This window comes from Mesorhizobium sp. 10J20-29, from assembly GCF_054130485.1.
Genome location: NZ_CP199156.1, coordinates 4,303,951 through 4,328,614, shown reverse-complemented (window position 1 = coordinate 4,328,614; position 24,664 = coordinate 4,303,951). Strand labels below are relative to the sequence as shown.

The window sequence follows — 24,664 nt, the reverse complement described above, 5'->3', positions numbered from 1 at the left end:
CGTCCTCCCGCCTGAAGCAACGATATCGCCGCCAGAATGCCAAGCAAAAAGCGGCGGCGTCAGGCCGCGCGCGGGATGGCAAACGCCGCCCTCAGCACCTCGTAGGGCGCCAGCGCGCCGCGCACCTGAACCACGGCCGCCGCGACGCGGTGTGCGCTTCGCACCGCTTCGTCAGGCTTGCGTCCGACCAGCCTCGCGGCGAGATAGCTGCCATTGAAGGAATCGCCGGCTCCCGTCGTGTCGACCGGTGTGGCGACCGTTTCGGCGGGGATGGCCTCTTCCTTGCCACCGCAACACAGCATTGCCGCGTGCTCGCCGTTCTTGACGATGATTTCCGCCACGCCCGTGGCGGCGAGACGTCTGGCCGTCGCCTGCGGCGAGGCGTCGCCAAACAGCATTTCCTCGTCCGGGAAGGTCGGTAGCGCGATGTCGGACAGTGCCAGCGCCTCGTTGACGGCGGCGCGGGCTTCCTCGACGGATGCCCACAGCCGGGGCCGGTAGTTGGCGTCGAAGGCGATCGTCGCGCCACCCGCTCTGGCGGTGGCGATGGCCTGCATGAGTACCTTGCGCGCAGCCGGCTCCAGGATTGCCAAAGTGATTCCGGAAAAGTAGACAAGGGACTTGTTTTCAAGGCTTTTCATCAGGGCCGCGGGGTCCGACGCCAACCGGCGCGCGGCCGAGTCGCTGCGCCAGTAGGTGAAGGAGCGTTCGGCGCCGGCCAGCGTGATGGCGTAAAGGCCGGGCCGCGCGCCGGCGATCAGCGGGCTGGCGGCAATGCCGATGCCGTTCTTCTCGAAAAAGGCGATCTGATCGCGCGAAAAAGGATCGTCGCCAAAGGCTGACACGTAGCTTGCCGGCCGGTCCTTGCCGGCCAGCGCCTTCAGTGCCCACAGCGTGTTCAGCGTGTCGCCGGCAAAACCCATGCGCCAGTCCGCCCCGCCGCTGCCCGAGAGCTCGAGCATGCACTCACCGATCGCTGCTATTCCCTTGTCCGACATTCCGGCCCTCCGCGTCTTTCCGCCGCTATAGCTTTTCGCGACGTCGGACGCCATGCTCGGACCCGAAAGGTCTCTCGTTTTCCAGTGTCGGATGACGTAGGGGGCGCCTATCGTTCACGGAGGACATGGTGAAGGCGAAACTGTTCGTTTTGATTGCTCTTGCAGCGCTGCTTGCGGTCGGCTCCCATTTCATTTCGGACATGGGCTCGAAGCCCAAGCCGGAACTCGACCTGTCGCGCACACGCACCACTGCGAACGGCAGTTTCGTCGTCTCGATCGAGCCGGAAAATCCCGAGATCAAGCTTGGCGAACTCCATGCATGGATCGTTACGTTAAAGACGCCTGACGGGGCTCCGGTCGCGGATGCCGGCTTCGAGATCGCCGGCGGCATGCCCGATCATAATCACGGCCTGCCGACCAGCCCGCAGGTGACCGAAAACCTCGGCGAGGGCCGCTATAGGCTGGAGGGAGTGAAATTCAGCATGACAGGCTGGTGGGAACTCAGCTTCGATATCACCTCGGGTGAGACCCTCGACGGCGTCACCTTCAACATGGTGCTCTAGCCAGTCATGCGCCGGTCCTGCCTGTCATTGCCGGCCCTCCTCCTGATCGCCGCCGCAGGCCTTTCCGGCTGTGGCGGCGACGACTTCAGCGAGGCCGACAAGGCCACCATTGCCTCTCTGTCGCTGGCGGCCCTGCCGCCGGCGCCCGCCGATCCTTCGAACCGTTATGCGGAAGACGCGGCCGCGGCGGCGTTTGGCGCGACGCTGTTCTTCGAACAGCGGATGAGCCGCGACGGCGACGTTTCCTGCGCGACCTGCCATCTCGTCGACCGCCAGTTCCAGGACGACTTGCCGCGCGCCAAGGCGGTCGGAACCACCAACCGGCGCACCATGCCGCTTGCCGGCGCTGCCTGGAGCCCGTGGCAGTTCTGGGACGGCCGCCGCGACAGTCTCTGGGCTCAGGCGCTGACGCCGCTCGAGGACCCCGTGGAGCATGCCGGCACGCGCGCCGGATACGCGCATGTCGTTGCCGACAGTTTTGCCGACCGCTACGCGCGCATTTTTGGCCCATTGCCCGACCTTTCCGCCGTGCCGGCGCGCGCCGGCCCCCGCGGCACGCCCGATGAAGTCGCGGCATGGGAGGCCATGGACACCCGCCAGCGTCAGGAGATCGACCGGGTCTTCGCCAATCTCGGCAAGGCGCTCGGTGCCTTTGTGCGGTCAATCGAGCCCGTCGAGACCCGCTTTGACCGCTTTGCCGCCGCGATCTCTGCCCGCAAGCGGCCCGAGGGCGATGCCGTGCTGACGCCCGACGAGATCGCCGGGCTGAAACTCTTCCTCGGCAAGGGAGACTGCGCGACCTGCCACAATGGGCCGCGATTCACTGATGACGGCTTCCACAACACCGGCATTCCCGTCGTGCCCGGCCTGCCGGAGGATCTCGGGCGCCAGACGGGCGTCCTGCAGGCGGCCGCCGATCCGTTCAACTGCATGGGTGCCTTCAGCGACGCTGGCGCCGATGACTGCGGCGAGCTGCGGTTCCGGGTGGCAGAGGGGCCGCAACTCCTGCGCGCCTACAAGACGCCGTCGCTGCGCGGTGCTGCCACGCGCCCGCCCTACATGCATTCGGGCCAGTTCGCGACGCTGGAAGAGGTCGTCGACCACTATGCGAGGGCGCCCGCGGCGCCCTCCGGCGAAACCGAGCTGCACCCCATCACCCTGTCGGAACGCGAGCGCCTGCAACTCATCGCCTTTCTCGGCACGCTTTCCGAATGACTAGCGGTCCTTCACTGTCTCCATCGCCACGAAGGTCGACGTCTGCGCGACATGGGGCAGGGCGGAGATGCGCTCACCGAGCACCCGGCGGTAGGCGGCAATGTCGGTGGTGCGCACCTTGAGCAGATAGTCGAAGCTGGCAGCGATCATGTGGCACTGCTCGATCTCGCCGACCGACAGCACGGCGCGGTTGAAGGCGTCGAGCGCTGCCGAGCGCGTGTCCGACAGCGTCACCTGCACGAAGGCGACATGGCCTTCGCCCATCTTCTCGCGGTCGACCACCGCAGAATAGCCGCGGATGATGCCGTCCTTCTCGAGCCGCTTGACGCGTGCCTGCACCGGCGTTTTCGACAGACCGACTGTGGAGGCCAGTTCTGCCATCGACAGGCGGCCGTCGCGCGCCAGCGCGGCGATGATGTTACGGTCGATCCGGTCCAATTGGTCCGTTGTCATCCGAAATGCAGTCCATAGTGGCAAAAATCAGATCGATCTATGGACCGATCGGACCAGAAAGTCGACTACTTCGGAACGGGTTCTCGCTCAGTCTTGTGCTAGTCTCCGCAGGTCCCGACCTCTCCCATGCCACAGGGTTGATCATGCCGACGCTTTCCAGCCTCAGAGCCGACATCCGCGCCAACTACCTGCCCGACGAGGCCGAGACGCTCGGCCGGCTGGTCAGTATGGCGGCGCTCGATTCTGGCGAGCGCAAGAAAATCTCCGCCCGCGCGGCGGATCTGGTGCGCACGGTGCGCAATTCGTCCGATCCGCATCTGATGGAGGTGTTTCTAACCGCCTACGGCCTGTCGACGCGCGAGGGCGTCGCCCTGATGTGTCTCGCCGAGGCGCTGCTGCGCGTGCCCGACAACGAGACGATCGACGAGCTTATCCGCGACAAGATCGCGCCGCAGGACTGGTCGGCGCATTCGGGCGAATCCTCCTCGATCTTCGTCAACGCCTCCACCTGGGCGCTGATGCTGACCGGCAAGGTGCTGGAGGACGGCGATCAGGGCATCGAGGGGACGCTGCGCTCGATGGTGCGCCGTCTGGGCGAGCCGGTCATCCGCCGCGCTGTGTCGGCGGCCATGCGCGAGATGGGCGAGCAGTTCGTGCAGGGCCGCACCATCGAGCAGGCGCTGAAGCGCGGCCGGCCGATGACGGCCAAGGGCTATCTCTATTCCTACGACATGCTGGGCGAGGCCGCGCGCACCGAAAACGACGCCAAGCGCTATTTCGCTGCCTACCAGGATGCCATCTCGTCGCTCGATGCCGGCACGAACGGGCCCGACATCCGCCAGAATCCCGGCATTTCGGTCAAGCTATCGGCGCTGCACCCGCGCTACGAGGTGGCGCAGAAGGACGCCATGCTGCCGCTGATGGCGTCTCGGCTGTTCGACCTGGCGCTCGATGCCCGTCATGCCAAGATGGGGCTCAATATCGACGCCGAGGAAGCCGACAGGCTCGACCTCTCGCTCGACGTGATCGAGCGCGTGCTGGCCGAGCCTGAACTCGCTGGCTGGAACGGCTTCGGCGTCGTCGTGCAGGCTTACGGGCCCCGCGCGCCGCATGTCATCGACTGGCTCTACACGCTGGCCAAACGGCACGACCGGCAGATCATGGTGCGGCTGGTCAAGGGCGCCTATTGGGACACCGAGATCAAGCGTGCGCAGACGCTCGGCCTCGACGGCTACCCGGTCTTCACGCGCAAGACCAACACTGACATTTCCTACATCGCCTGTGCCCGCAAGCTGCTGGCGATGACCGACCGCATCTACCCGCAATTCGCCACCCACAACGCTCACACGGTGGCCGCCATCCTCGCCATGGCGCCCGACCGCGAGAGTTTCGAGTTCCAGCGCCTGCACGGCATGGGCGAGTCGCTGCACGAGGCGGTGCGCAAGGCGGAGGGCACGCGCTGCCGCATCTATGCGCCGGTCGGCGCGCATGAGGACCTGCTCGCCTACCTCGTCCGGCGCCTGCTCGAGAACGGTGCCAACTCGTCCTTCGTGCACCAGCTGACCGACAAGGACGTGCCGCCCGAGGAGATCGCGCGCGATCCGTTCGAGGCTGCCGAGAAGCAGGGCCAGGCTGCCAACCCGGCGATTCCGAGGCCGGCTGAAATCTTCGGCGCAGGCCGCCGCAACTCCAAGGGATTCGACATCACTGACCGGGTCACGCTCGACGCGATAGAGCGGGAGAGGGCGGGTTTTGCCGGACCGGAGCGCTGGACGGCGGTTCCGATGAGCCCCGCCGCTGGCGACGGGGCACGACGTAACGTCGTCAATCCGGCCCGGCCGGACGACATTGTCGGCACAGTTGCGGAAGCCAGTGCCGAACAGGCGCGGGAAGCGGTTGCAATCGCTGTTGCCGCGCAGCCGGACTGGGCGGGGCGGCCGGTCGCCGAGCGCGCTGCCATCCTGCGCAAGGCCGCCGATCTCTACGAGGCCCACGCCGTCGAATTCTTCGCGCTTGCCACCCGCGAGGCCGGCAAGACGCTGGCCGACGGCGTGGCGGAAGTGCGCGAGGCCGTGGATTTCCTGCGCTACTACGCCGCCGAGGCCGCTCAGGCGGAGGCGGGCACCGAGGCGCGCGGCGCCATCGTCTGCATCTCGCCCTGGAACTTTCCGCTGGCGATCTTCACCGGCCAGGTGGCTGCCGCACTGGTTACCGGCAACGCGGTTGTGGCCAAGCCGGCCGAGCAGACGCCGCTGATTGCCGCGCGCGCCGTCGCGCTGTTGCACGAGGCGGGCGTGCCGCTCGACGTGCTCAAGCTGCTGCCGGGAGATGGTCCATCGGTCGGGGCGCCGCTGACGGCCGATCCGCGCATCGCAGGCGTCTGCTTTACCGGCTCGACGGAGGTCGCCAAGGCGATCGAGCGTCAGCTCGCAAGGACAGCCGCGCCTAACGCCATGCTGCTTGCCGAAACGGGCGGCCTCAACGCGATGATCGTGGATTCGACCGCGCTGCCTGAGCAGGCCGTGCGCGACATCCTCGCCTCGGCCTTCCAGAGCGCCGGCCAGCGCTGTTCGGCGCTGCGTATTCTCTATGTCCAGAAGGACGTCGAGAAGAAGATGATGGCGATGCTCGAAGGAGCCATGCAGTCGCTCAGCCTCGGCAATCCCTGGCTGCTCTCGACGGACGTCGGCCCGGTGATCGACGAGGACGCCCGGCAGGGAATCGGCGACTATTGCGCAGCGATGGAGGCCAAGGGACGCCTCATCGCCAAGCTGGAGGCGCCTGCCGACGGGCGCTTCATCGCGCCGCATATCCTGCGCGTCTCCGGTATCGAGGAGATGGAGCGCGAAATATTCGGGCCGGTCCTGCATGTTGCGACCTTCGAGGCCGACGACATCGACCGCGTCATCTCTGCCATAAACCGCAGGGGCTACGGCCTGACCTTCGGCCTGCACACGCGCATCGAGGCGCGTGTCCAGCATATTGTCGACGGCGTCCATGCCGGCAACATCTATGTCAACCGCAACCAGATCGGCGCCGTGGTCGGCTCGCAGCCCTTTGGCGGCGAGGGCCTGTCAGGCACCGGTCCCAAGGCCGGAGGGCCGCACTATTTGCGCCGTTTCCGCAAGTCGGCCGAGGCCGGCTCGGAACCGGCTGCCGGAGCCAAGGTGACCGCCACCGACCTCGCCGACAATCTGCCCGAGACGGCACCGGGTTGGTCGACGCGCGGCGACCGCATCGCCCTGTTGAGAAAGCACCTGCGCGGCAAGGGCGCCGTGGCGATCGCGGCTGCCGCCGGCATCGACTTTGGCCCTGTCGACCTGCCCGGGCCGACCGGCGAGGCCAATACGTTGACGCTGTTTGCGCGCGGCTGCGTGCTCTGCCTCGGGCCCGACGGCGAAACGCTGTTGGCGCAGGCAGTGCAGGCATTGGCGGCGGGCAATTGCGTGCTGGCCGTCGCGCCCGGCGCACCGGTGGCGCTGCAGCCGCTGCTCGGCAAGGGCATGCCGATCGCCGCTCTCGACGGCACGCCCGATCCGGTAGAGTCGCGCTCGCTTGCCATCGATGCCGTCGCCTATTCGGGGCCGCCCGTCGTCGCGCGGAAACTCAGGGCCATGCTGGCCGAGCGCAGCGGGCCAATCGTCCCGCTGGTGACGGAAGTGCTCAATCCGGCTGCCTATGCGCATGAGCGGGCGGTCTGCGTCGACACCACGGCAGCCGGCGGCAATGCCAGCCTGCTGGCCGGTGCAGGTTAGGCGCAGGTCAGAGAGAGCGTCGGCACCTGACGGGTCAGGCGCCTTCGACGACCGAAAAGCCTTCGAAGGCCGGCGGGCCGATATAGGCGGCCTTGGTCGAGCCGGCATTCCTGTGCGCGGCGCGGAAGTTCTCGGATTTCGTCCAGGCGACAAAATCCTCGTAAGACGCCCAGATCGTGTGCGAGGCGTAGAGCGTGTAGCCCTCGGCCTCGTTGACCGGGCCGCGCAGCAAATGGAACTGCTTGAAGCCCTGCATCTCGCCAAGCTTCGAATCACGGTTTTTCCAGATGTCCTCGAAGGTCTCCTCGGAACCGGTCTGCACCTTGAAGCGATTCATGGCGATATACATGGCAAGTCTCTGTTTTTCTTGAATTGTCGGCCGCGTGGTCCGGCGATGGGAGCGCTCGGTGCCCGGTGCGGTCGGCGTCAGTTGGCGAGTGCGGCGCGCTGTGGCAGCAGGTCGATGCCGAGCAGGCCGCGCATATCGGTCTTGCCGGCCACCAGTTCGGCGATGGTGTGACGCTCGAGCACGGCGAAGAAGGCATTGAGCGCCTCGCGCAATGCCGCATTGAGCGAGCAGGAATCGATCAGCGGGCATTCTGCGGCGTCGTTTTCGAAGCACTCGGCCATGGCGAAGCTTTCCTCGGTTACGCGCACGACATCGAACAGGTTGATGTCGCTTGCCGGCCGGCCGAGCTTCACGCCGCCATTGCGGCCGCGCACCGTTTCCACGAGGCCGGCCTCGACGAGCGGCTGCAGGATCTTGAACAGGAAGAGTTCCGAGACCGAATAGGCGCTTGCGATCTCGGGGATACGGCTGAGCCTGCCGTCATTGGCGGCGCAATACATCAGGATACGCATCGCGTAGTTGGTCTGGCGCGTCAGCCGCATGGGAGGTCCTTGGAAGCGTTCATCGAAGCATGTAGCGAGCAGTCTAGAACAATTCCAGGCAGGACGCCAGAAAACATGATGTTGGCCGTCCACTTAGTTTCTCTACGATGGCCTGTCACACCTCCACGCAAGCCACGGATTCCCCAGCGGCGGCGCAACGCCGAATTGACGCAAACGGTCAAACTTCTATTCTGGGGTGCCCCCGGCGGGGCCAGAAGGAATTCAGCATGGCCAAGAAATCCGAATCCGAATCGATCCGCGACATGTTCAGCAAGCTCGGGCACGACCTGAAGATGCCCGAGGTCGACATCGAGGCCATTCTCAGTCACCACCGCAAGAATCTCGAGGCGCTGGAGAAGTCGGCAAAGGCTTCCGCCTCGGGCGCGTCGGCGGTGATGAACCGGCAGCGCGAAATGCTGCAGAAGACGATGCAGGAAGTCACCGAGATGGCACACAGCTTCCGCGCGCCGGGCAATCCGCAGGAGATGATGGCCAAGCAGGCCGATTTCGCGAAGAGGTCCTTCGAGGCGGCGGTCAAGAATGCCGGCGAGATGTCCGAACTGGTCAAGAAATCGAGCGCCGACTCGATCGAAATCCTGCGTGCCCGCATCCGCGAATCGATGGAAGAAATCCGGCAGGGCTACGAGAAGCGCAAATAGCGTTCGGTCACACCACCACACAGGGTTTAGTACATGACGCCGGGACTGACATTCGAAGGCATGCGGCAGATGGTTGGCCAGGAAGTCGGCGTTTCCGGCTGGCTGACGGTCGATCAGGGCATGATCGACCAGTTCGCTGAATGCACCGGCGACCGCCAGTGGATTCATGTCGATGTCGAGCGGACGAAGCGGCAAAGCCCGTTCCGGGCGCCTATCGCGCATGGCTATCTGACGCTCTCCCTGATCACAGCCTTTGCGATGGAGATCGGCCTGCTGCCCGAAAACACCCAGGCGGCTTTCAACTACGGCCTCGACAGGGTCCGTTTCGTCGCGCCCGTCCGTGTCGGCTCGCGGGTGCGCATGCGCTCGGCGCTCGTGTCGATGGAAGACAAGGGGCCCGGCCAGTACCTGGTCAAGACCAACAACACGATCGAGATCGAGGGTGACGAACGGCCGGCGCTGACTGCCGAGGCGCTCGTCATGTTCTACGAGCGGCGCAAGAAGCGGCAGGCCTAGAAGCTGGACTAGTCGCGGAAGCGGTCTAGAACGACGTCACCACGCCGATGCCGGTGCCTTCGAAGCGGTCCATCGCCATCAGCGCCTGTGGCGCCTCGGCAAGGCTGATCCGCTTGCCGACCAGCATCTGGGGGGCCAGCTTGCCGGTGCGGATCATTTCCATCATCGACTGGTAGCGGAATGCCTGCATGCCGTGGCTGCCGCGGATCTCGAGTTCGAAGGCGATGACCTTGGCCATCGGGATCTGCGGCTTTGCGTGCTCGCCGAGCATCAGGCCGACCTGCACGTGGCGACCGCGCCGCCTGAGGTTCGAGATCGAATTGAAACAGGTCGCCGGGTGGCCGAGCGCGTCGATCGACATGTGGGCGCCGCCATTGGTGATCTGTTTCACCGCGCGCACGACATTCCCGGTCTCGGCAGCATTGACGGTGGCGACCGCGCCGACCTTCCTGGCGAAGTCCAGTTTCTCGTCGGTCAGGTCGATGGCGACGACATTCGCGCCCATCGAACTGGCGATCATGATCGCCGACAGGCCAACGCCGCCGCAGCCATGCACCGCAACCCATTCGCCGGGCGTGACCCGGCCCTGGTCGACGACGGCGCGAAACGAGGTGACGAATCGGCAGCCAAGGCTGGCAGCGGTGGCAAAGTCCATCTCTTCGGGCAAGGAGACGAGGTTGGTGTCGGCAAAATCAATGGCGACATACTCGGCAAACGAACCCCAGGCCGAGAAGCCGGGCTGGAACTGGTTCTCGCAGACCTGGTGGTTTCCTGAGGCGCATTCGAAGCAACGCCCGCAGCCGCCGACAAAGGGCACAGTGACGCGGTCGCCTTCCTTCCAGCGCGTCACGCCGCTGCCGACTGCCGCAACTGTGCCGGCCAGTTCGTGGCCCGGCACGTGCGGAAGGCGGATGTCGGGATCGTGACCCATCCAGCCGTGCCAGTCGCTGCGACAGAGCCCGGTCGCCTCCACTTTGACCACTACGCCGTCGCGGGTTGGCGTCGGGTCGGCAACGTCCTGGATGGTCGGCGCCTCGCCAAAGGCTTCGAAAACGACGGCTTTCATGGTGTCTCTCCGGGCAGCTGTGGTCGGGCGTCGCCGAAGGCCGCATTGCAAATCAGGGCCGCGAATGGAGCATGCCGGCGCGGGATCGTGCAAGCGGCCGCAGCGACTTCTGCTTGCCCGAAGGTCAAGCTGCGGGATGCTTCCAGCCAAACGACAATGTACTATTTGCCAATGAGCTATAGGCTGCGCTGCGTCTATCGTGACAATCGCACAGGGAGCAGGGGAGGGCTCGCCGCATGACCAATGACGTCGCCCGGTTTCTCATCATCGACGACCATCCGCTGTTTCGTGAGGCGCTGCACAGTGCGGTGCGCATGGCCTATCCCGACGTCGATACGATCGAGGCGAAATCGATCGGCGAGGCGCTCGATGTGCTGTCGGGCGCAAAGAGCTTTGACCTGGCGCTGCTCGACCTCACCATGCCCGGTGTCCAAGGATTCGAGGGGCTGCTGGAATTGCGCACGCGCTATCCGCGGCTGCCGGTCGTGGTCGTTTCCGGTCACGACGACCCACGCATCATCTCGGAAGCGCTCTCCTACGGTGCAGCCGGCTTCATTTCGAAATCGGTACGCAAGAGCGACCTAGCGGCGGCTATCCGCTCGGTCATGGAAGGCGCCGTCCACGTGCCGGAAAACTACGCGGGGCTGCCGGCCGACGACGACAGCGCCGACCGCGCCGAGATGGTACGCCGCCTGTCGACTCTGACGCCGCAGCAATTGCGTGTGCTGCACATGCTGCGCCAAGGGTTGTTGAACAAGCAGATCGCCTACGAGTTGCAGGTCGGCGAGACGACGGTGAAGGCGCATGTCTCGGAAATCCTGCGCAAGCTCAACGTCTACAGCCGGACACAGGCGGTCATCGAGGTCTCGAAGCTCGACAACGCCGAACTCTTTCGCGAGCAGGCGGGGCTTTAGCGGGCTTCAGGCCAGAAGATGGGCCATCAGCGCCCGGAGTTGAGCGGGCTTGACCGGCTTGCGCATCATCTCGATGCCGCTGGCCTTGACGATGCCGGCCAGCGCGTCGGAAGCATCTGCGGTGATGATCAGGCCTGGCACGTTGGTGCCCAGCCGGTCGCGTATGGCGCCAATGGTGACGCTGCCGAGGTCGCCATGGTCGAGGTGCTGGTCGGCAATCACGATGTCGGGACGCCACGAGCCGTCCTGCAGCAGCGCGATGGCCTCGGCGGTCGTGGCGGCGGCCCGCGCTGCGCACTGCCAGCGGCCGAGCAGGGCGGTCATGCCGTCGCGGACAGCCGGATCGTTCTCGACCAGCAGCACCTTGGTGCCGAACAGGCCGTAGCCGCGCGGGCGCTCCAGCCCGCTGCGCAGACCGGCCAAGTCGCTCGGGACCCCGGCTGACAGCGGCATCTCGACATGGAAGACCGTGCCGCGCCCGACGCGCGACGAGAAGGAGACCGGATGGGCAAGCGCACCGGCCATGCGGCGCACGATGGCAAGGCCGAGCCCCAGCCCGCCGCCTGCCAGGGCCGCATCGCCAGCGCCACGGTTGAATTCCTCGAAAACGGCCTCGCGCTGGTCCTCGGGTATGCCGCTGCCGGTGTCGACGATGTCGACCCGGATCTTGCCAGTGCGTCGCCGCGCCGCCACCAGCACGCCGCCCGAGCGCGTGTAGCGCAGCGCGTTCGACAGGATGTTTTGCAGGATGCGGCGCAGCAGGATGCGGTCGGAGCGAACCACGGCGTCGGTGGCGCGGAAGCCGAGCTTCAGCCCCTTCTGGCGCGCCAGCGGCTCGAAATCCGACTTCAGCGACGAGAAGAGCCGCTCCAGGGAGACGTCGGAAACCTCCGGCTGTACCACGCCGGCATCGAGCTTGGAGATGTCGAGCAGAGTGCGCAGCAGGTCTTCCATCGTCTCCAGAGAGCGTTCGACCTGGCGCACCAGCGTGCGGCCCTCCTCGGAGGTCTGGATCTCGGCAAGGGCGGAGACGGAGAGATGCGCGGCATTCAGCGGTTGCAGAACGTCGTGGCTGGCGGCTGCGAGAAAGCGCGTCTTGGACAGGTTGGCGAGCTCGGCCGTTTCCTTGGCGGCGCCGAGAGCCAGGTTGGACTGTTCGAGATTGCGCAGCGTCGCGCGCAGTTCCTCGGTGCGGCTGCGCACGCGGTTTTCCAGCCCGATCGCCGTCTGGAACAGCGAAAACGCGTTGCCCTGCTGGTCCATCGACCGCTCGACGCGCGAAATCAGCGCGGCGTTGATCTTCTTCAGCTTGTCGATGTCGTCGATGTCGCGGACAGGCATGGCTATTCCGCGGCCTGCCGAAGGCCAAAGGCGATGCCGGTGAAAGTCTGGTTCAGGTGCATCGAGCGGTATTGCTCGCCATAGGTGCCGAAGCCGATGACATTGTTTTCGCGGTAGAGCTCCGAAATGTCGCGCGAGACCTGGCGGTTGCGCGCGTCCAGGCGGCGCAGGACGCAGTCGAAGCCGAGGATCATGTCGATGCCGCCCAGGCGGTCGTTGACGCTTGCCAGAGCCTCGCGCGTCGATTCCACCATGCCCGTCGGCTGCGCGATGGACAGGACGAGCCCGTCATCGATTGCGCAGAAAAACGACAGGGAACCGTCGGGGTGCATCCTCTGGATCGAGCGGCAATAATACTCGCCGCCGACACGCATCACCACCGGGTGCGAGGCGAAGCTCAGCGGCGTCAGGTTGTCGGGCGCCACGCCGACCGCCGATGCATAGACTTCCGCCGCCGGCCCGGCGTTGAACTCGTGGACGATGCGCCGGTCAGGGTCCGACGCGGTAACGACCAGCTTGTCGCCGGTCGGTACGAAATTCTCGGTCTTGAAGACGTGGAAGGGGATGGCGGTCGAGATCAGTACGACAACGGCGCAGTCGGAGGCGACTTCGCCGTCGCAGATCAGCGTGGTTGTCTCGAACTTGAGGTCGTCGCCAGCCGAGCCGCCGAGCAACGGGATGTCGTCGAGGCTCCAGTGAATGGCCGAGGTGACCGATTCCTCCGAATAGGAAAGCCCGTCGATGAAGGACAGCGCGAAGACCTGGCTGCCGCCGGAACGGTCGGTCTGGCTGTAGAGCTTGAGCTTGAGGTGTTCGACCTCGGCGGCGATCGCCTCCATGCCGGGCGAACTGATGCCACGAACCATGGTGCTGACGGCCGAAAAGGCGGCCGCGGGGAAAAGGATCGCCACGGCATGGCCCTCTTCTAGTCCGCCCGGCGTGATCTCGCCCGCCGTCGAGCAGCCGGCGTAGGACAGGCCGGCGACATGCGTCGCCCAGGCCACGGCAAGATCGTCGGCGTCAAACAGCGCCTGCGAAAAGAACAGCAGCGCAAAGCCGGCGTCGATGGCCTCCGCCTCGGTTGCGACCGAGCGTGCAAAGCCTTCGGCGTCGGCCGTGTCGGTGGTCAGCACCGTCAGGCCGCTGGCATAGCTCGTACGTGTGCAACCCAGCTGCTTGCTCCTCCGATAGCGCCCCCCCGCGCTGTTGCATACTTGTCCGGAAGGCGGAGCCAATGCAATATGGCTGGGCTGCGGCCCGTGACCGAAAGTACAATATACGCTTTCGGGGTGGGCCTGCATTCTGACCGAACCGTAGCTGGAGACTGGCGAAAGAGTGCCTGGTCTGAAGGCTTTCGGACCTGCCGGACCGTCAACGGAACCGGTGTCAATTGTACCAAGGCGGATGACCTAGGGAGGGAAAATGTCCGACGTTTCGTTGGTTGTGAATGGCAAGCGCGTCAGCGCTGCCGTAGAGGACCGCACGCTGCTGGTCCATTTCCTGAGAGAAAATCTCGGGCTGACGGGAACCCATGTCGGCTGCGATACGTCCCAGTGCGGCGCTTGCGTGGTGCATGTCGACGGCAAGGCGGTGAAGTCCTGTACGATGCTGGCGGCGCAGGCCTCCGGCTCGACGGTAACAACCATCGAGGGGCTGGCCGAAGGTGCCGACCTCCACCCGGTCCAGGCCGCCTTCAAGGAGAATCACGGCCTCCAGTGCGGCTTCTGCACGCCCGGCATGATCATGGCAGCGACCGACATGATCGCGCGTCATCCGGAAGGCCTCGACGAGGCCACGGTGCGCGACGAGCTGGAGGGCAATATCTGCCGCTGCACCGGCTACCACAACATCGTCAAGGCGATCCTCGCGGCTTCGCAGGCCATGTCGGGCAAGTCGAAGGCGGCATAGGTGATGGTGAATCGTCGAGGCTGAACGGGCCGGGCCGGATGCCCACCGCGACGCCATCGACGCTTTGATCCGTTCACCATTCACCAATCGTTCCGGGAGGAAATTCTGATGGGTATCGAAGGCGTAGGCGCACGCGTTGCGCGCAAGGAAGACAAGCGATTCATCACCGGCGCCGGGCGCTATGTCGATGACATGATCGTGCCAGGCATGAAGCATGCCGCATTCGTGCGCAGCCCGCACGCTCATGCCGAGATCGCCGGCATCGACGTCAAGGCGGCTCAGGCCATGCCCGGCGTGCACGGGGTGCTGACCGGCAGGGAACTCAAGGCCGACGGCATCGGCAACCTGATCTGCGGCTGGATGATCCATTCCAAGGATGGCACGCCGATGAAGATGGGCGCCTGGTCGCCGCTCGCGGTCGACAGGGTCCGCTATGTCGGCGACGCGGTGGTGATCGTGGTGGCCGACACCAAGGGCCAGGCGCGCGACGCCGCCGAAAAGGTCGAGATCAGCTACAAGGAGCTGCCTGCGGTCACGGATGCCTCCAAGTCGATGGACGCGGGCGCACCGCAGATCCACCCCGAGGCCGAAAACAACCTGATCTTCGACTGGGACATCGGCAATGCCGACGAGACGTCCGCCGCCTTCAAGAATGCTGCGCATGTCGTCAAGCTCGACATCGTCAACAACCGGCTTGTGCCAAACGCCATGGAGCCGCGCGCGGCTCTCGGCCACTACGACAAGGCCGAGGACCACTACACCTGCTGGACGACGTCGCAGAACCCGCATGTCGCCCGCCTGGTGATGAGCGCCTTCTACAATGTCGCGCCGGAAAACAAGCTGCGCGTCATCGCGCCCGACGTCGGCGGCGGCTTCGGCTCGAAGATCTACATCTACCCGGAAGAGATCGTCTGCCTGTGGGCCTCCAAGAAGACCGGCGTGCCGGTGAAATGGGTCGCCGACCGTACCGAGAGCTTCCTCACCGACGCGCATGGCCGCGACCACCACACGCATGCCGAAATGGCCTTCGACAAGGACCACAACATCCTCGGCCTTAAGGTCGAGACCAAGGCCAATCTCGGCGCCTACATGTCGCTGTTCTCGTCGGCGACGCCGACCTATCTCTACGCGACGCTGTTGTCGGGCCAGTACAACATCCCGGCCATCCACGCCAACGTGAAGGCGATCTACACCAACACCGCGCCCGTCGATGCCTATCGCGGGGCAGGGCGGCCGGAAGCCACCTTCGTCATGGAGCGCATGATGGAGATCGCGGCGCGGCAGTTTGGCCTCTCGCCGGCGGAACTGCGCCGCAAGAACTTCGTCACCCAGTTCCCGCACCAGACGCCGGTCATCATGTGCTACGACGCCGGCGACTACGCCGCCTCGCTCGACGCGGCGATGCTGGCTGCTGACTATGCCGGCTTCCCGCAGCGCAAGGCGCAGGCCGCCAAGGCCGGCAAGCTGCGCGGCATCGGAATGTCCTGCTACATCGAGGCCTGCGGCATCGCGCCGTCGGCGGCGGTGGGTTCGCTCGGCGCCGGCGTCGGGCTCTGGGAATCGGCCGAGGTCCGCGTCAACGCGGTCGGTACCATCGAGGTGCTGACCGGCTCGCACAGCCACGGCCAGGGCCACGAGACGACCTTCGCCCAGCTCGTCAACGAACGCTTCGGCGTGCCGCTCGACTCCGTGTCGATCGTTCACGGCGACACCGACAAGGTGCAGATGGGCATGGGTACCTACGGCTCGCGCTCGGGCGCGGTCGGCATGTCGGCCATCGTCAAGGCGCTCGACAAGGTCGAGGCCAAGGCCAAGAAGATCGCCGCACACCTGCTCGAAGCCGACGAGGGTGACATCGTCATCGAGAACGGCACGCTGAAGGTTGCGGGCACCGACAAGAACGTGCCGTGGTTCCAGATGGCGCTCGCCGCCTACACCGCTCACAACCTGCCGGGCGGCATGGAGCCGGGCCTCAAGGAAACGGCCTTCTACGATCCGTCGAACTTCACCTTCCCGGCGGGCTGCTACATCTGCGAGGTCGAGGTCGATCCTGATACGGGCATGACGGAGATCGTGCAGTTCGTCGCGGCCGACGATTTCGGCAACATCATCAATCCGATGATCGTGGAGGGCCAGGTGCATGGCGGCATCGCTCAGGGCGTCGGACAGGCGCTGCTGGAAGGCGCCTTCTACGACGCGTCGGGCCAGCTGCTGACAGCGAGCTACATGGACTACACCATGCCGCGCGCCTCGGACCTGCCATCGTTCCAGCTGTCGACCTCGAACACCCCGTGCCCGAGCAACCCGCTGGGCATCAAGGGCTGCGGCGAGGCCGGCGCCATCGGCTCGCCGCCGGCGGTGATCAATGCGATCACCGACGCGCTCGGCCACGAAAACCTGACCATGCCGGCAACGCCCCAGAAAGTCTGGGCGGCCGCGCGTGCAGCCAAGCACTAAGGGAGAGACAGCATGTACTCGGTAAATTACCATCGCGCCTCCTCCGTCGCCGACGCGGCCAAGCTGCTGGCTTCGGAGGACGCCAAGGCTCTGTCGGGCGGCATGACGCTGATCCCGGCGATGAAGACGCGGCTTGCCGCGCCTTCCGACCTCGTCGATCTCGGCCACATCGCCGATCTCAAGGGCATCACGGTGTCCGGCAAAACGGTCACCATCGGCGCGGCCACGACGCATGCCGAGGTCGCCAACAATGCCGCGCTGAAGCAGGCCGCACCCGCGGTCGCGCATCTTGCCTCACTGATCGGCGACCCGCACGTCCGCCACAAGGGCACGATCGGCGGCTCGGTGGCCAACAACGACCCGGCCGCCGACTATCCGGCGGCCCTTCTGGCGCTCGGCGCCACCATCGTCACCAACAAGCGGTCGGTTGCGGCGGACGAGTTCTTCACCGGCCTTTTCGAGACGGCACTCGAGGACGGCGAGATCATCACCTCGGTGAGCTTCACGGCGCCCGACAGGGCCGGCTACGAAAAATTCCGCAACCCGGCTTCGCGCTACGCCATTGTCGGCGTGTTCGTCGCCAAGGGACCGAACGTGGTGCGGGTGGCCGTTACCGGAGCCGGTGACGAAGGCGTATTCCGCTCGAGCGAGCTCGAATCCGCGCTTGGCGGCAGCTTCACGCCGGAAGCTGCGGCAGGCGTGAAGGTTTCGGCCGACAACCTGATGAGCGACATGCACGCTTCGGCCGAGTACCGCGCCAGCCTGATCACGGTGATGGCCAAACGGGCGGTGGCGCAAGCCAACGGGTGAGGCGCAAACAAACGATGAAAGAGGGGCCGAAAGGCCCCTTTTTCTTTCGCCTGCGCAATATCGCACAGCTTAGTCATGACGGTACGGCTTGACGGCTCAGGTGCGTAGAACGGCACGCATAATACCGTAAATTACGTTGAATTCGGTTGCCCGATAGGATTTCGTCATCAGGCCCGTCGTGTTGCGGCTTCACCCTGCCGCGAAACGCCTCGAATTAGAACGGCGATCGTGCAGACAATTGCTGCATCGTCAACTGCGCAGACCACGTCGACGCAGGTTGGTGACGCCGCGTTGAAGGTCACTCGCAACCGGCATAGATTCGAGGCTTCTCCGGCTGACGGAGGTTCAGGTGTCCGCTACGGGTCGGAATTGGGCTATCTGTCGGTGAGCCTCATGCCGACGAACAAATAATTAGCGTTGACTAATTGATTAGTCGATGCTAATTACTCCCCCATGCTTGAAGCCTACGACATCAACGCTGTGTTTCGTACACTTTCCGACCCAACACGCCGGGCGGTGTTCGAGCGGATCGTCGGCGCCGACGAGATCACTGTCGGTGAACTCACCAGACACAGCGGCGTTACCCAAGGCGCCATCTCACAACATTTAAAGGCATTGAAACAGGCCGGCCTGGTCGCCGACCGGCCGGATGGCCGCAAGGTTTTCTATCGGGCCAAGCCGGAGGGGCTGGAACCGCTGGTCGAGTGGATGGACCATTACGGTGTCTTCTGGCGCGAGCGCTTTGCAAGTCTCAGAACCCTGCTCAAGGATATCGATCCATGAACCTGACCGCCCTCCAGTCCGAAACACAGCAGATCGTGATCGACGAGGTATTTCCGCACACGGCAGAAACACTTTGGCTGACGCTGACCAATGGCACGCTGATCGGACGCTGGCTGATGGAGCCGACAGGCTTCGAGCCTGTGCGGTGCAATCGCTTCACTTTCCGAACGACGGCGGCCGGCGCCTGGGATGGTACGATCCATTGTGAGGTTCTGGAGGTGACACCGAACGAGTGCTTTTCCTTTTCGTGGAAGGGCGGGGATGCCGGCAATTCAGGCTATGGCTCGCTTCTGGACACGGTGGTGACGTTCACGCTGTCGCCTGTCGCAGGCGGCACCCGGCTTCGGCTTGTCCATTCCGGCTTTGTCACGCCGCGCAACGACACGGCGCACGCAAAGATGAGTGAGGGCTGGAAGACGGTGGTTCAACGCCTCGGCACGATGGCCGGCGAGGACTGAACGACCGCACCATATGTCCGAGTTTCCAACGCTTTATCGCAGACAGGAGACCTATCATGAGTTCAGTATTTGCGGGGGGCTGTGCGTGTGGCGCGGTCCGTTACGAGATTTCGGGTGAACCGGTGGTGATGAGCCACTGCCAGTGCCGGGATTGCCAGAGGATCAGTGGTACGGGGCATGGCTCTTACCTGACCGTCATGCGTGCCGATATGCAGATAACCGGCGAGACAGCGCAATGGGGTGTCGTGGCAGACAGCGGCAATGTGAAGACGCGGTCGTTCTGCCCCACCTGCGGAACGCCGCTCCATCTGACGTTTGCGGCGATGCCCGAGATTGCCGCGGTGCATGCCGCCAGCCTGGACGATCCCGGACGTTTTGCACCCGCGATGCTAACCTATCGGGTCCGCGGATACGCATGGGACACGATGGACCCGGCACTTGCCGCATTCGACAAGATGCCGGCTGGCTAACGCTGCTTGCGGCGATGGCTTTCGGGCGAACCTGCCATTACTGTCGGGCAGGGGAGATTCCGGATGCAGCGTCGCCTAGCCGCCATTCTTGCCGCCGACGTTGTCGGCTACTCGCGCATGATGGGTCAGGACGAGGCCGGAACGCTGGGCCGCATGTCAGACATGCGGCGCGGCATGATCGAGCCGCTCATCGCCAGACACCGGGGGCGCATCGTCAAGCTGATGGGCGACGGCCTGCTGGTCGAATTTTCGAGCCTGGTGGATGCCGTGCAATGCGCGATGGGCTGGCATCCGGGGGCCGCAGGCCATGCCGCCAACCAGGGCTCTGAAACCCATATCCGCTTCCGCATCGGCATCAACCTCGGTGACGTGCTGATCGAGGGTGATGACATTCATGGCGATGGCGTGAATATCGCCGCCAGGCTGGAAAGCCTGGCGGCACCCGGCGGCACCTGCATCTCAGCCGACGCCTACCGGCAGGTGCGCGGCAAGGTCGACATCTCGTTTGAAGACATGGGCGACCAGGCGCTGAAGAACATTGCCGAACCCGTCAGGGTCTATCGGCTCTCCGGCAGGCCGGGCGAAGATGCAGTTCCGGCGGAAGCCGAGGACGCTCCGGCCTATCCGGTGCATCAGTCAGTTGCGATCCTGCCCTTTGCCAACATGAGCGGCGACCCGGAGCAGCAATATTTCGCCGACGGGATCACCGAAGACATCATCACCGACCTGGCCAAGCTGCCGGGCATGTTCGTCATCGCCCGGAATTCGTCGTTCCGTTACAAGTGGAAAAATCCCGATATCCGGCAGGTATGCCGCGAACTTGGGGTCAAATTCGCGCTCGAAGGCAGCGTGCGCAAGGCCGGATCGCACGTGCGCATCACGGCACAGCTGATCGAAGGCGCGAAAGGCGGGCATGTCTGGGCGGAACGCTACGACAGGGAGCTGGAAGACATCTTTGCGGTGCAGGACGAGGTAACGCGCGAGATCGTGCGCGCACTCGAACTCAAGATGTCGCACGGCGAAACAACACGGCAGCGCGCCGATACCAGCAATGCGCTCGCCTATGATCTTGTCCTGCAGGGACGCGAGCAGCGTCATCTGTTTTCCAAGGAGAGCAATCTGCGCGCGCGCCAGCTGTTCGAGCGCGCGATAGGGGTCGACCCCGACTATGCGGCGGCCCATGCGGGGCTGGCGCTTTGCGGTCTTCACGCCTGGTTGCATGGTGCGCCGAAGGAACTGGAGAGCGCGTATCAAATCGCGAAGCACGCCAAGGCGCTTGACCCGTCTCTGCCAGTGGCCTGCGAGGCGCTGGGCAATGTGCTGTTGTTCATGGGGCGCCAGGACGAGGCGGTGGCCGAAGCCAGGCAGTGGGTCGAGCTAGAACCCGGCAATGCCGACGCCTATGCCAACCTGGCTGGCGCGCTGTCAATTTCCGGCGAACCTGAGAAGATCAATGCCCTGATTGACAGGGCGATCAGCCTCAACCCCTTCTATCCCTTCTACTACACGCTCTACAAGGGAATGGCCTCGCTGCTGATGCATCGCTACGCGGAGGCTCTCGACTTGCTGAAGCGCAGCGCCGCCCGCAATCCCGAGGCCATGCATGCACATCTGTTTCTCGCGGCATGCCTTGGCCTTCTGGGCGATGCGGCATCGGCCCGTGCCGCGCTAAACGACGTCTTTCGTATCCATCCGGGGTTTTCGACAGGGTGGGTGAAGACCTATTTTCCCTACAAGCGTGCGGCCGACCTGGAACTGCTTGTCGGCGGACTGCGCCTTGCCGGGCTCTCCGACTAGGCCGACTGCCAAACCGGCGATGTCAGCGCTGGACCCGTGCAGGGTTCACTTGATGTAACTGTTGCCTGAGGGTCGGATCTGGCCGTTCGGCTGCAGGATCGGCACGTCCAGCCTTGGCTGCGATGCGCCGACGGTGGCGCGGTCCCGGTCGCGCAAGTTCTGCTGCTGCAGTTGAAAGGCGGCGCGGCTCTGTTCGTCGCGCAAGGCCTGCAGTTCGGCCGCCGTGAGACCTCGCAGAGCCGCCTCGTTTTCCGCTGCCGGGTCTGCTAGAGCCGTCGTCGCCGTGGCGGCGAGGGCAAGGGCGAGGGCGAGGCATAGAAGCCCGGCCATCGCCGGTTTCTTGCTGAGCAGGGACATCGCAGCGGTTCCTTTGCCCTTTAGCTAGTAAGCCGCCGCGCATCCGCAAGTCGCCTGCCGAGAAACAGGCATCAACTGTTGTGAAACCGCATGCCGATGGGTGACAGGAAGCCAGGGGGTCAGGCGGGCTCCTGTAGCTTGCTGTCGTCCGTGGCCTCCTCGGTGCGGGCGTCCATGGAAAGCGTCTCCGGTGTCGATGCGGGCAGGGGCGGCACGACCCGGAAGTCTGTCTTGTCGTCGGGGTGCATTGTCGCCTTTTGGAGCGACCGCCACAGGGCATAGAGGCCGTAGAGCGCATAGATCAGACCCATGGCGACGAAGAATCCCTTGGGGCCGAGACTGTCCATCAGCCGGCCGCCCAGCTGCGGGCCGACCATGTTGCCGACGCCGTAGACGATCAGCAGACCACCCGAAACCTGCACGAATTCATGGGCTTCCGCCTGGTCGTTGGCGTGCGCGACGTTGAGCGCGTAGATGGTGAACAGCACCGAACCGAGTGCGAACATGCCGAGCAGGATGGCGTAGGTGCTGGTCGGGGCGAATACGACCATTGCGGTTGACACGGCGACGCCGATTGCGCCGGCCAGCGCCATGACGTAGCGCCTGTCGATGCGGTCAGACAGCCTGCCGAACGGCACCTGGAAGGCCATGCCGCCGATCATCGCGGCGGTCAGCATCGTGGCAATGCCGGTCTGCGACAGACCGACTGCCTGACCGTATAGCGGGCCGAAATAGACCCAGTTGCCGAAGATGATGCCGGCGAGGAAGGAGCCGACGACAGCGGCTGGCGAACGGCGGAACAGCGCGCGGGCGTCGACCTTGACCTGGGTCAGCGGCTGCGGCGCCGGCGCAACCGATAGCGCCACCGGCAGCAGGGCGGCGCCGAAGGCGAGCGCGCCGACCATGAACAGCCGGTCGGACATGATGTCGCCGAGCGGCAGGATGAACTGGCCGGCCGCCACGCCGGACATGGAAACGATCATGTAGGAGGCGAATACCGTGCCGCGGTTTGCGTTGCTGACGCGCTCGTTGAGCCAGCTCTCGATGATCATGTAGCCGCCGACCAGCGTCAGGCCGCCCATGACGCGGAACAGCGCCCAGGCTATCGGATTGGGCACCAACGCGTGCAGCAGCAGCGAGGCTGCAAGAATGGTCTGCAGCACGGCGAAGATGCGGATATGGCCGACGCGGCGCACGAAGAGCGGCGTCAGCAGGCAGCCAGCCGTGAAGGCGATGGCGTAGCAGGTGCCCATCCAGGCGATTGCCGTGGACGACCAGCCCTCGGCGGAGGCGCGCAGCGGAATCAGCACGTTGCCGAGACCGGTGCCGACCATCATCAGGAACGTGCCCGAAAACAGGGCGACGAAGGGGCGAATCTCTTTCCACATGGCGGGCACCCCGGATGATCTGGTGCCAGACTACCCCGGCCGGGGAGCCATGTATTTCGCGAAAGCGGCGCATTGCGGACGCAATTTCGCTATTGCAGCATTCATTGCGCCGCCGGCTGGCAGGCGAGGAGCCTGCCGCCTGCCGCGACTAGGGCTTTTCGACCCGCGCCACCTGGTAGGTGTGCTCGCTACCGCCGTTCTTCACCGATACGTACTCGCCGATGACGAAGCGCTCGTCGGCAAAGCGGAAGCCGATCTCGTCGTCGTCCGTTCCTTCCGCGTAATCGAAGTACCATTGTCCGCCGGGCTTGCGGCGCAGTTTTCCGATCCGGTCGTTCTCATCCGGGCCGAAGCGGCGCACGCGGCAGACTTCCTGATGGCTCTTCCACTCCTCGGGGATCAGGTGGCCGTCCTTGTCGAGTGGCACCAGAAGATCGTAGCCGGCCTCGCGTGCGCCGGAGGGGTGATCCTTGTCGCGCGCCAGCACCAGCCGCACGCTGCGGAAGTTCGGGGTAAGGTCGGCAAGTGTTGTCATGTTTCCTCCATTCAGGGTCGTTGATAGGGGACCCTCGCAACCGGTGCCTTGATCCGCGTCAAGGCAGCGGCGCAAGAGTTGGCAGGAGGGCGTGCACGGCATAGCCGGCGGCAATTGCCGCCGCCGTGGCAGCCGCAAGTGGCATACTGTACCTCAGCGGACCCACCAGGATGGCCAGGGAAAGGCGGCCTAGCGCGTTGGCGGCGAGCGCGGCCAGTACCAGCGTTGACGCCATCCCGGGCTCTATCACCTGCCCGACGAGGCGCAGTGTGCTGAGTACCGCGACGTCGACGTCGAAAAGGCCCGAGACCGTGGAGGTCGCCAGCAGTCCGCTGCTGCCCAGGCGGCCTGCGAGGGCCGCACTCGTCGCCGCAACTACCGTGAAGAGCAGGGCGAAGGCGAATAGCGGAATCAGTTCGAACGGGTTGCGTGCCGTAGTTTCGCCGCTGTCGAGGTTGCCTGATCGCCGCAGGAGCAGGGCGCCGACCGCCGCGAAGCAGGCAAGCGCGGCAAGGGCCGGCAGGACCATGCCTGGGATCACGCTGGGGGCGACCACCGTCACAACCGTGCATACGCGCAGGATCGAGACCGCCGCGGCGATCGCGCCAGCGCCGGCCAGAGGCATGGGATTGGCGCCGGTCTTTGCGGTACGGCCGAGCGAGACAGTCACCGCCGTCGAAGAGACCACCGCGCCTGCCATTGCCGCGACCAGCAGGCCGCGCGTACGGCCAAGCATGCGAACAGCAACGTAGCCAAGGAAGGAGATGGCCGCCGTCAGCACGGTGAAGAACCATATCTGCTGCGGGTTGACGCCACCCCAGGGATCGACGTTGCGGTCGGGTAGGAGCGGCAGGATCACCGCCGTCATGACGGCCAGCACCAGTGCGGAGCGCAGTTCGATCCAGGTCAGGCGCTTGAGCAGGCTGTGCAGCACCTCTCTGCTCGCCAGAACGCCGGCGAGTGCCGCCGCGCCAGCACCTGCCGCGCGATAATCACCGGCGACGGCCAGCGCGCCCAACGCAAAGACGGCGAGTGCCGCGACCACGGCCGTGACGCTGAAGTCGTCGTCGCGCGACGCCTCGCGCGCCTTGTACCATGCGAAGATCGCGCCGAAGGCCAGGAGGCCCGCTACCAGGACCATCTGGCTGCCGACAGCCTCCGACAGCGCCGCAACGATGCCGCCGAGTAGGCCCGATATGCCATAGGTGCGAATGCCGGCGGTGCGGCTGCGGTCGGGTGCGTCGCGCTCGCGCCAGCCGCGCTCCAGCCCGACGAGCAGGCCGATGGCGAGGGCCAGGCCGAGGCGGGCAATCAGCGGGTCCATGCCGGC

At 65.2% G+C, this 24,664-nt stretch carries 24 protein-coding genes; 13 read left to right on the top strand and 11 right to left on the bottom strand.

Annotation, left to right across the window (positions count from 1 at the left end; all coding sequences use genetic code 11):
* Positions 1–59: 59 nt before the first annotated feature.
* Positions 60–998: a sugar kinase gene (locus ACT2BZ_RS20705; RefSeq protein WP_457937388.1), complete on the bottom strand. Its 939-nt coding sequence runs from the start codon at positions 996–998 to the stop codon at positions 60–62.
* 125 nt (positions 999–1,123) lie between these two features.
* Here ACT2BZ_RS20705 and ACT2BZ_RS20700 point away from each other — a divergent pair, with 125 nt between their 5' ends.
* Both ACT2BZ_RS20700 and ACT2BZ_RS20695 read left to right on the top strand, forming a co-directional pair.
* A complete protein-coding gene (locus ACT2BZ_RS20700; RefSeq protein WP_457937386.1) occupies positions 1,124–1,561 on the top strand; it encodes a FixH family protein in 438 nt (145 codons plus the stop codon).
* 6 nt (positions 1,562–1,567) lie between these two features.
* Positions 1,568–2,776 carry a cytochrome-c peroxidase gene (locus tag ACT2BZ_RS20695; protein WP_457937385.1) on the top strand — a complete coding sequence of 403 codons (1,209 nt, stop codon included), beginning with the start codon at positions 1,568–1,570 and terminating at the stop codon, positions 2,774–2,776.
* On the opposite strand, the gene ACT2BZ_RS20690 is transcribed toward ACT2BZ_RS20695, so the two are convergent.
* Positions 2,777–3,229: an Lrp/AsnC ligand binding domain-containing protein gene (locus tag ACT2BZ_RS20690; RefSeq protein ID WP_457937384.1), complete on the bottom strand. Its 453-nt coding sequence runs from the start codon at positions 3,227–3,229 to the stop codon at positions 2,777–2,779.
* A 143-nt stretch (positions 3,230–3,372) separates the two neighbouring features.
* On the opposite strand from ACT2BZ_RS20690, the gene putA reads away from it, so the two are divergent.
* Positions 3,373–6,984 carry a bifunctional proline dehydrogenase/L-glutamate gamma-semialdehyde dehydrogenase PutA gene (gene putA, locus ACT2BZ_RS20685; protein ID WP_457937383.1) on the top strand — a complete coding sequence of 1,204 codons (3,612 nt, stop codon included), beginning with the start codon at positions 3,373–3,375 and terminating at the stop codon, positions 6,982–6,984.
* Between the two features lie 34 nt (positions 6,985–7,018).
* Here the strand turns inward: putA and ACT2BZ_RS20680 are convergent, their stop codons facing one another.
* Both ACT2BZ_RS20680 and rirA read right to left on the bottom strand, forming a co-directional pair.
* The gene (locus ACT2BZ_RS20680; protein ID WP_457937381.1) at positions 7,019–7,333 is read right to left on the bottom strand and encodes an antibiotic biosynthesis monooxygenase family protein; all 315 of its coding nucleotides are present in this window, start codon (positions 7,331–7,333) and stop codon (positions 7,019–7,021) included.
* Between the two features lie 77 nt (positions 7,334–7,410).
* The gene (gene rirA, locus ACT2BZ_RS20675; RefSeq protein ID WP_457937380.1) at positions 7,411–7,875 is read right to left on the bottom strand and encodes an iron-responsive transcriptional regulator RirA; all 465 of its coding nucleotides are present in this window, start codon (positions 7,873–7,875) and stop codon (positions 7,411–7,413) included.
* A 227-nt stretch (positions 7,876–8,102) separates the two neighbouring features.
* Between rirA and ACT2BZ_RS20670 the strand changes: the two genes are divergently transcribed.
* Positions 8,103–8,534 (top strand): phasin family protein, encoded by a 432-nt coding sequence (locus ACT2BZ_RS20670; RefSeq protein WP_457937378.1) that lies wholly within the window; start codon positions 8,103–8,105, stop codon positions 8,532–8,534.
* Between the two features lie 33 nt (positions 8,535–8,567).
* The gene (locus tag ACT2BZ_RS20665) at positions 8,568–9,050 is read left to right on the top strand and encodes a MaoC family dehydratase (protein WP_457937376.1); all 483 of its coding nucleotides are present in this window, start codon (positions 8,568–8,570) and stop codon (positions 9,048–9,050) included.
* Between the two features lie 25 nt (positions 9,051–9,075).
* On the opposite strand, the gene ACT2BZ_RS20660 is transcribed toward ACT2BZ_RS20665, so the two are convergent.
* The gene (locus tag ACT2BZ_RS20660) at positions 9,076–10,116 is read right to left on the bottom strand and encodes a zinc-dependent alcohol dehydrogenase family protein (RefSeq protein ID WP_457937374.1); all 1,041 of its coding nucleotides are present in this window, start codon (positions 10,114–10,116) and stop codon (positions 9,076–9,078) included.
* Between the two features lie 236 nt (positions 10,117–10,352).
* Here ACT2BZ_RS20660 and ACT2BZ_RS20655 point away from each other — a divergent pair, with 236 nt between their 5' ends.
* Positions 10,353–11,030, top strand: a complete 678-nt coding sequence (locus tag ACT2BZ_RS20655) for a response regulator (RefSeq protein WP_457937372.1) — start codon at positions 10,353–10,355, stop codon at positions 11,028–11,030.
* Between the two features lie 6 nt (positions 11,031–11,036).
* Here ACT2BZ_RS20655 and ACT2BZ_RS20650 read toward each other — a convergent pair whose 3' ends face one another.
* Together ACT2BZ_RS20650 and ACT2BZ_RS20645 are read right to left on the bottom strand one after the other, a co-directional pair.
* Complete coding sequence (locus ACT2BZ_RS20650; protein WP_457937370.1) at positions 11,037–12,371, bottom strand: ATP-binding response regulator; 1,335 nt, start codon at positions 12,369–12,371, stop codon at positions 11,037–11,039.
* A gap of 2 nt (positions 12,372–12,373) precedes the next feature.
* On the bottom strand, positions 12,374–13,510 hold the full coding sequence (locus ACT2BZ_RS20645; RefSeq protein WP_457941395.1) for an FIST N-terminal domain-containing protein: 1,137 nt from the start codon (positions 13,508–13,510) through the stop codon (positions 12,374–12,376).
* Positions 13,511–13,793: 283 nt separating this feature from the next.
* Between ACT2BZ_RS20645 and ACT2BZ_RS20640 the strand changes: the two genes are divergently transcribed.
* The 7 genes from ACT2BZ_RS20640 to ACT2BZ_RS20610 all read left to right on the top strand — a co-directional run bounded on the left by ACT2BZ_RS20640 (position 13,794) and on the right by ACT2BZ_RS20610 (position 21,054).
* On the top strand, positions 13,794–14,279 hold the full coding sequence (locus tag ACT2BZ_RS20640) for a (2Fe-2S)-binding protein (protein WP_457937368.1): 486 nt from the start codon (positions 13,794–13,796) through the stop codon (positions 14,277–14,279).
* Positions 14,280–14,387: 108 nt separating this feature from the next.
* Entirely contained in the window at positions 14,388–16,736 is a 2,349-nt protein-coding gene (locus ACT2BZ_RS20635; RefSeq protein WP_457937366.1) for a xanthine dehydrogenase family protein molybdopterin-binding subunit, read from the top strand.
* A gap of 12 nt (positions 16,737–16,748) precedes the next feature.
* Positions 16,749–17,546, top strand: coding sequence for an FAD binding domain-containing protein (locus ACT2BZ_RS20630; protein WP_457937364.1), 798 nt, complete (start codon positions 16,749–16,751; stop codon positions 17,544–17,546).
* Positions 17,547–17,999: 453 nt separating this feature from the next.
* Positions 18,000–18,329 (top strand): ArsR/SmtB family transcription factor, encoded by a 330-nt coding sequence (locus ACT2BZ_RS20625; protein WP_457937362.1) that lies wholly within the window; start codon positions 18,000–18,002, stop codon positions 18,327–18,329.
* Positions 18,326–18,787: an SRPBCC family protein gene (locus ACT2BZ_RS20620; protein WP_457937361.1), complete on the top strand. Its 462-nt coding sequence runs from the start codon at positions 18,326–18,328 to the stop codon at positions 18,785–18,787. The genes ACT2BZ_RS20625 and ACT2BZ_RS20620 overlap by 4 nt, the downstream gene beginning before the upstream one ends.
* Before the next feature lie 56 nt (positions 18,788–18,843).
* Entirely contained in the window at positions 18,844–19,257 is a 414-nt protein-coding gene (locus tag ACT2BZ_RS20615; protein WP_457937359.1) for a GFA family protein, read from the top strand.
* Between the two features lie 63 nt (positions 19,258–19,320).
* A complete protein-coding gene (locus ACT2BZ_RS20610; protein WP_457937358.1) occupies positions 19,321–21,054 on the top strand; it encodes an adenylate/guanylate cyclase domain-containing protein in 1,734 nt (577 codons plus the stop codon).
* A gap of 45 nt (positions 21,055–21,099) precedes the next feature.
* Here the strand turns inward: ACT2BZ_RS20610 and ACT2BZ_RS20605 are convergent, their stop codons facing one another.
* From ACT2BZ_RS20605 to ACT2BZ_RS20590, 4 genes are all read right to left on the bottom strand, one after another.
* On the bottom strand, positions 21,100–21,411 hold the full coding sequence (locus ACT2BZ_RS20605; protein WP_457937356.1) for a hypothetical protein: 312 nt from the start codon (positions 21,409–21,411) through the stop codon (positions 21,100–21,102).
* A gap of 119 nt (positions 21,412–21,530) precedes the next feature.
* On the bottom strand, positions 21,531–22,799 hold the full coding sequence (locus tag ACT2BZ_RS20600; protein ID WP_457937354.1) for an MFS transporter: 1,269 nt from the start codon (positions 22,797–22,799) through the stop codon (positions 21,531–21,533).
* A 148-nt stretch (positions 22,800–22,947) separates the two neighbouring features.
* A complete protein-coding gene (locus tag ACT2BZ_RS20595; RefSeq protein ID WP_457937353.1) occupies positions 22,948–23,334 on the bottom strand; it encodes a hypothetical protein in 387 nt (128 codons plus the stop codon).
* Between the two features lie 58 nt (positions 23,335–23,392).
* Positions 23,393–24,658 carry an MgtC/SapB family protein gene (locus ACT2BZ_RS20590; RefSeq protein ID WP_457937352.1) on the bottom strand — a complete coding sequence of 422 codons (1,266 nt, stop codon included), beginning with the start codon at positions 24,656–24,658 and terminating at the stop codon, positions 23,393–23,395.
* Positions 24,659–24,664 lie beyond the last annotated feature (6 nt).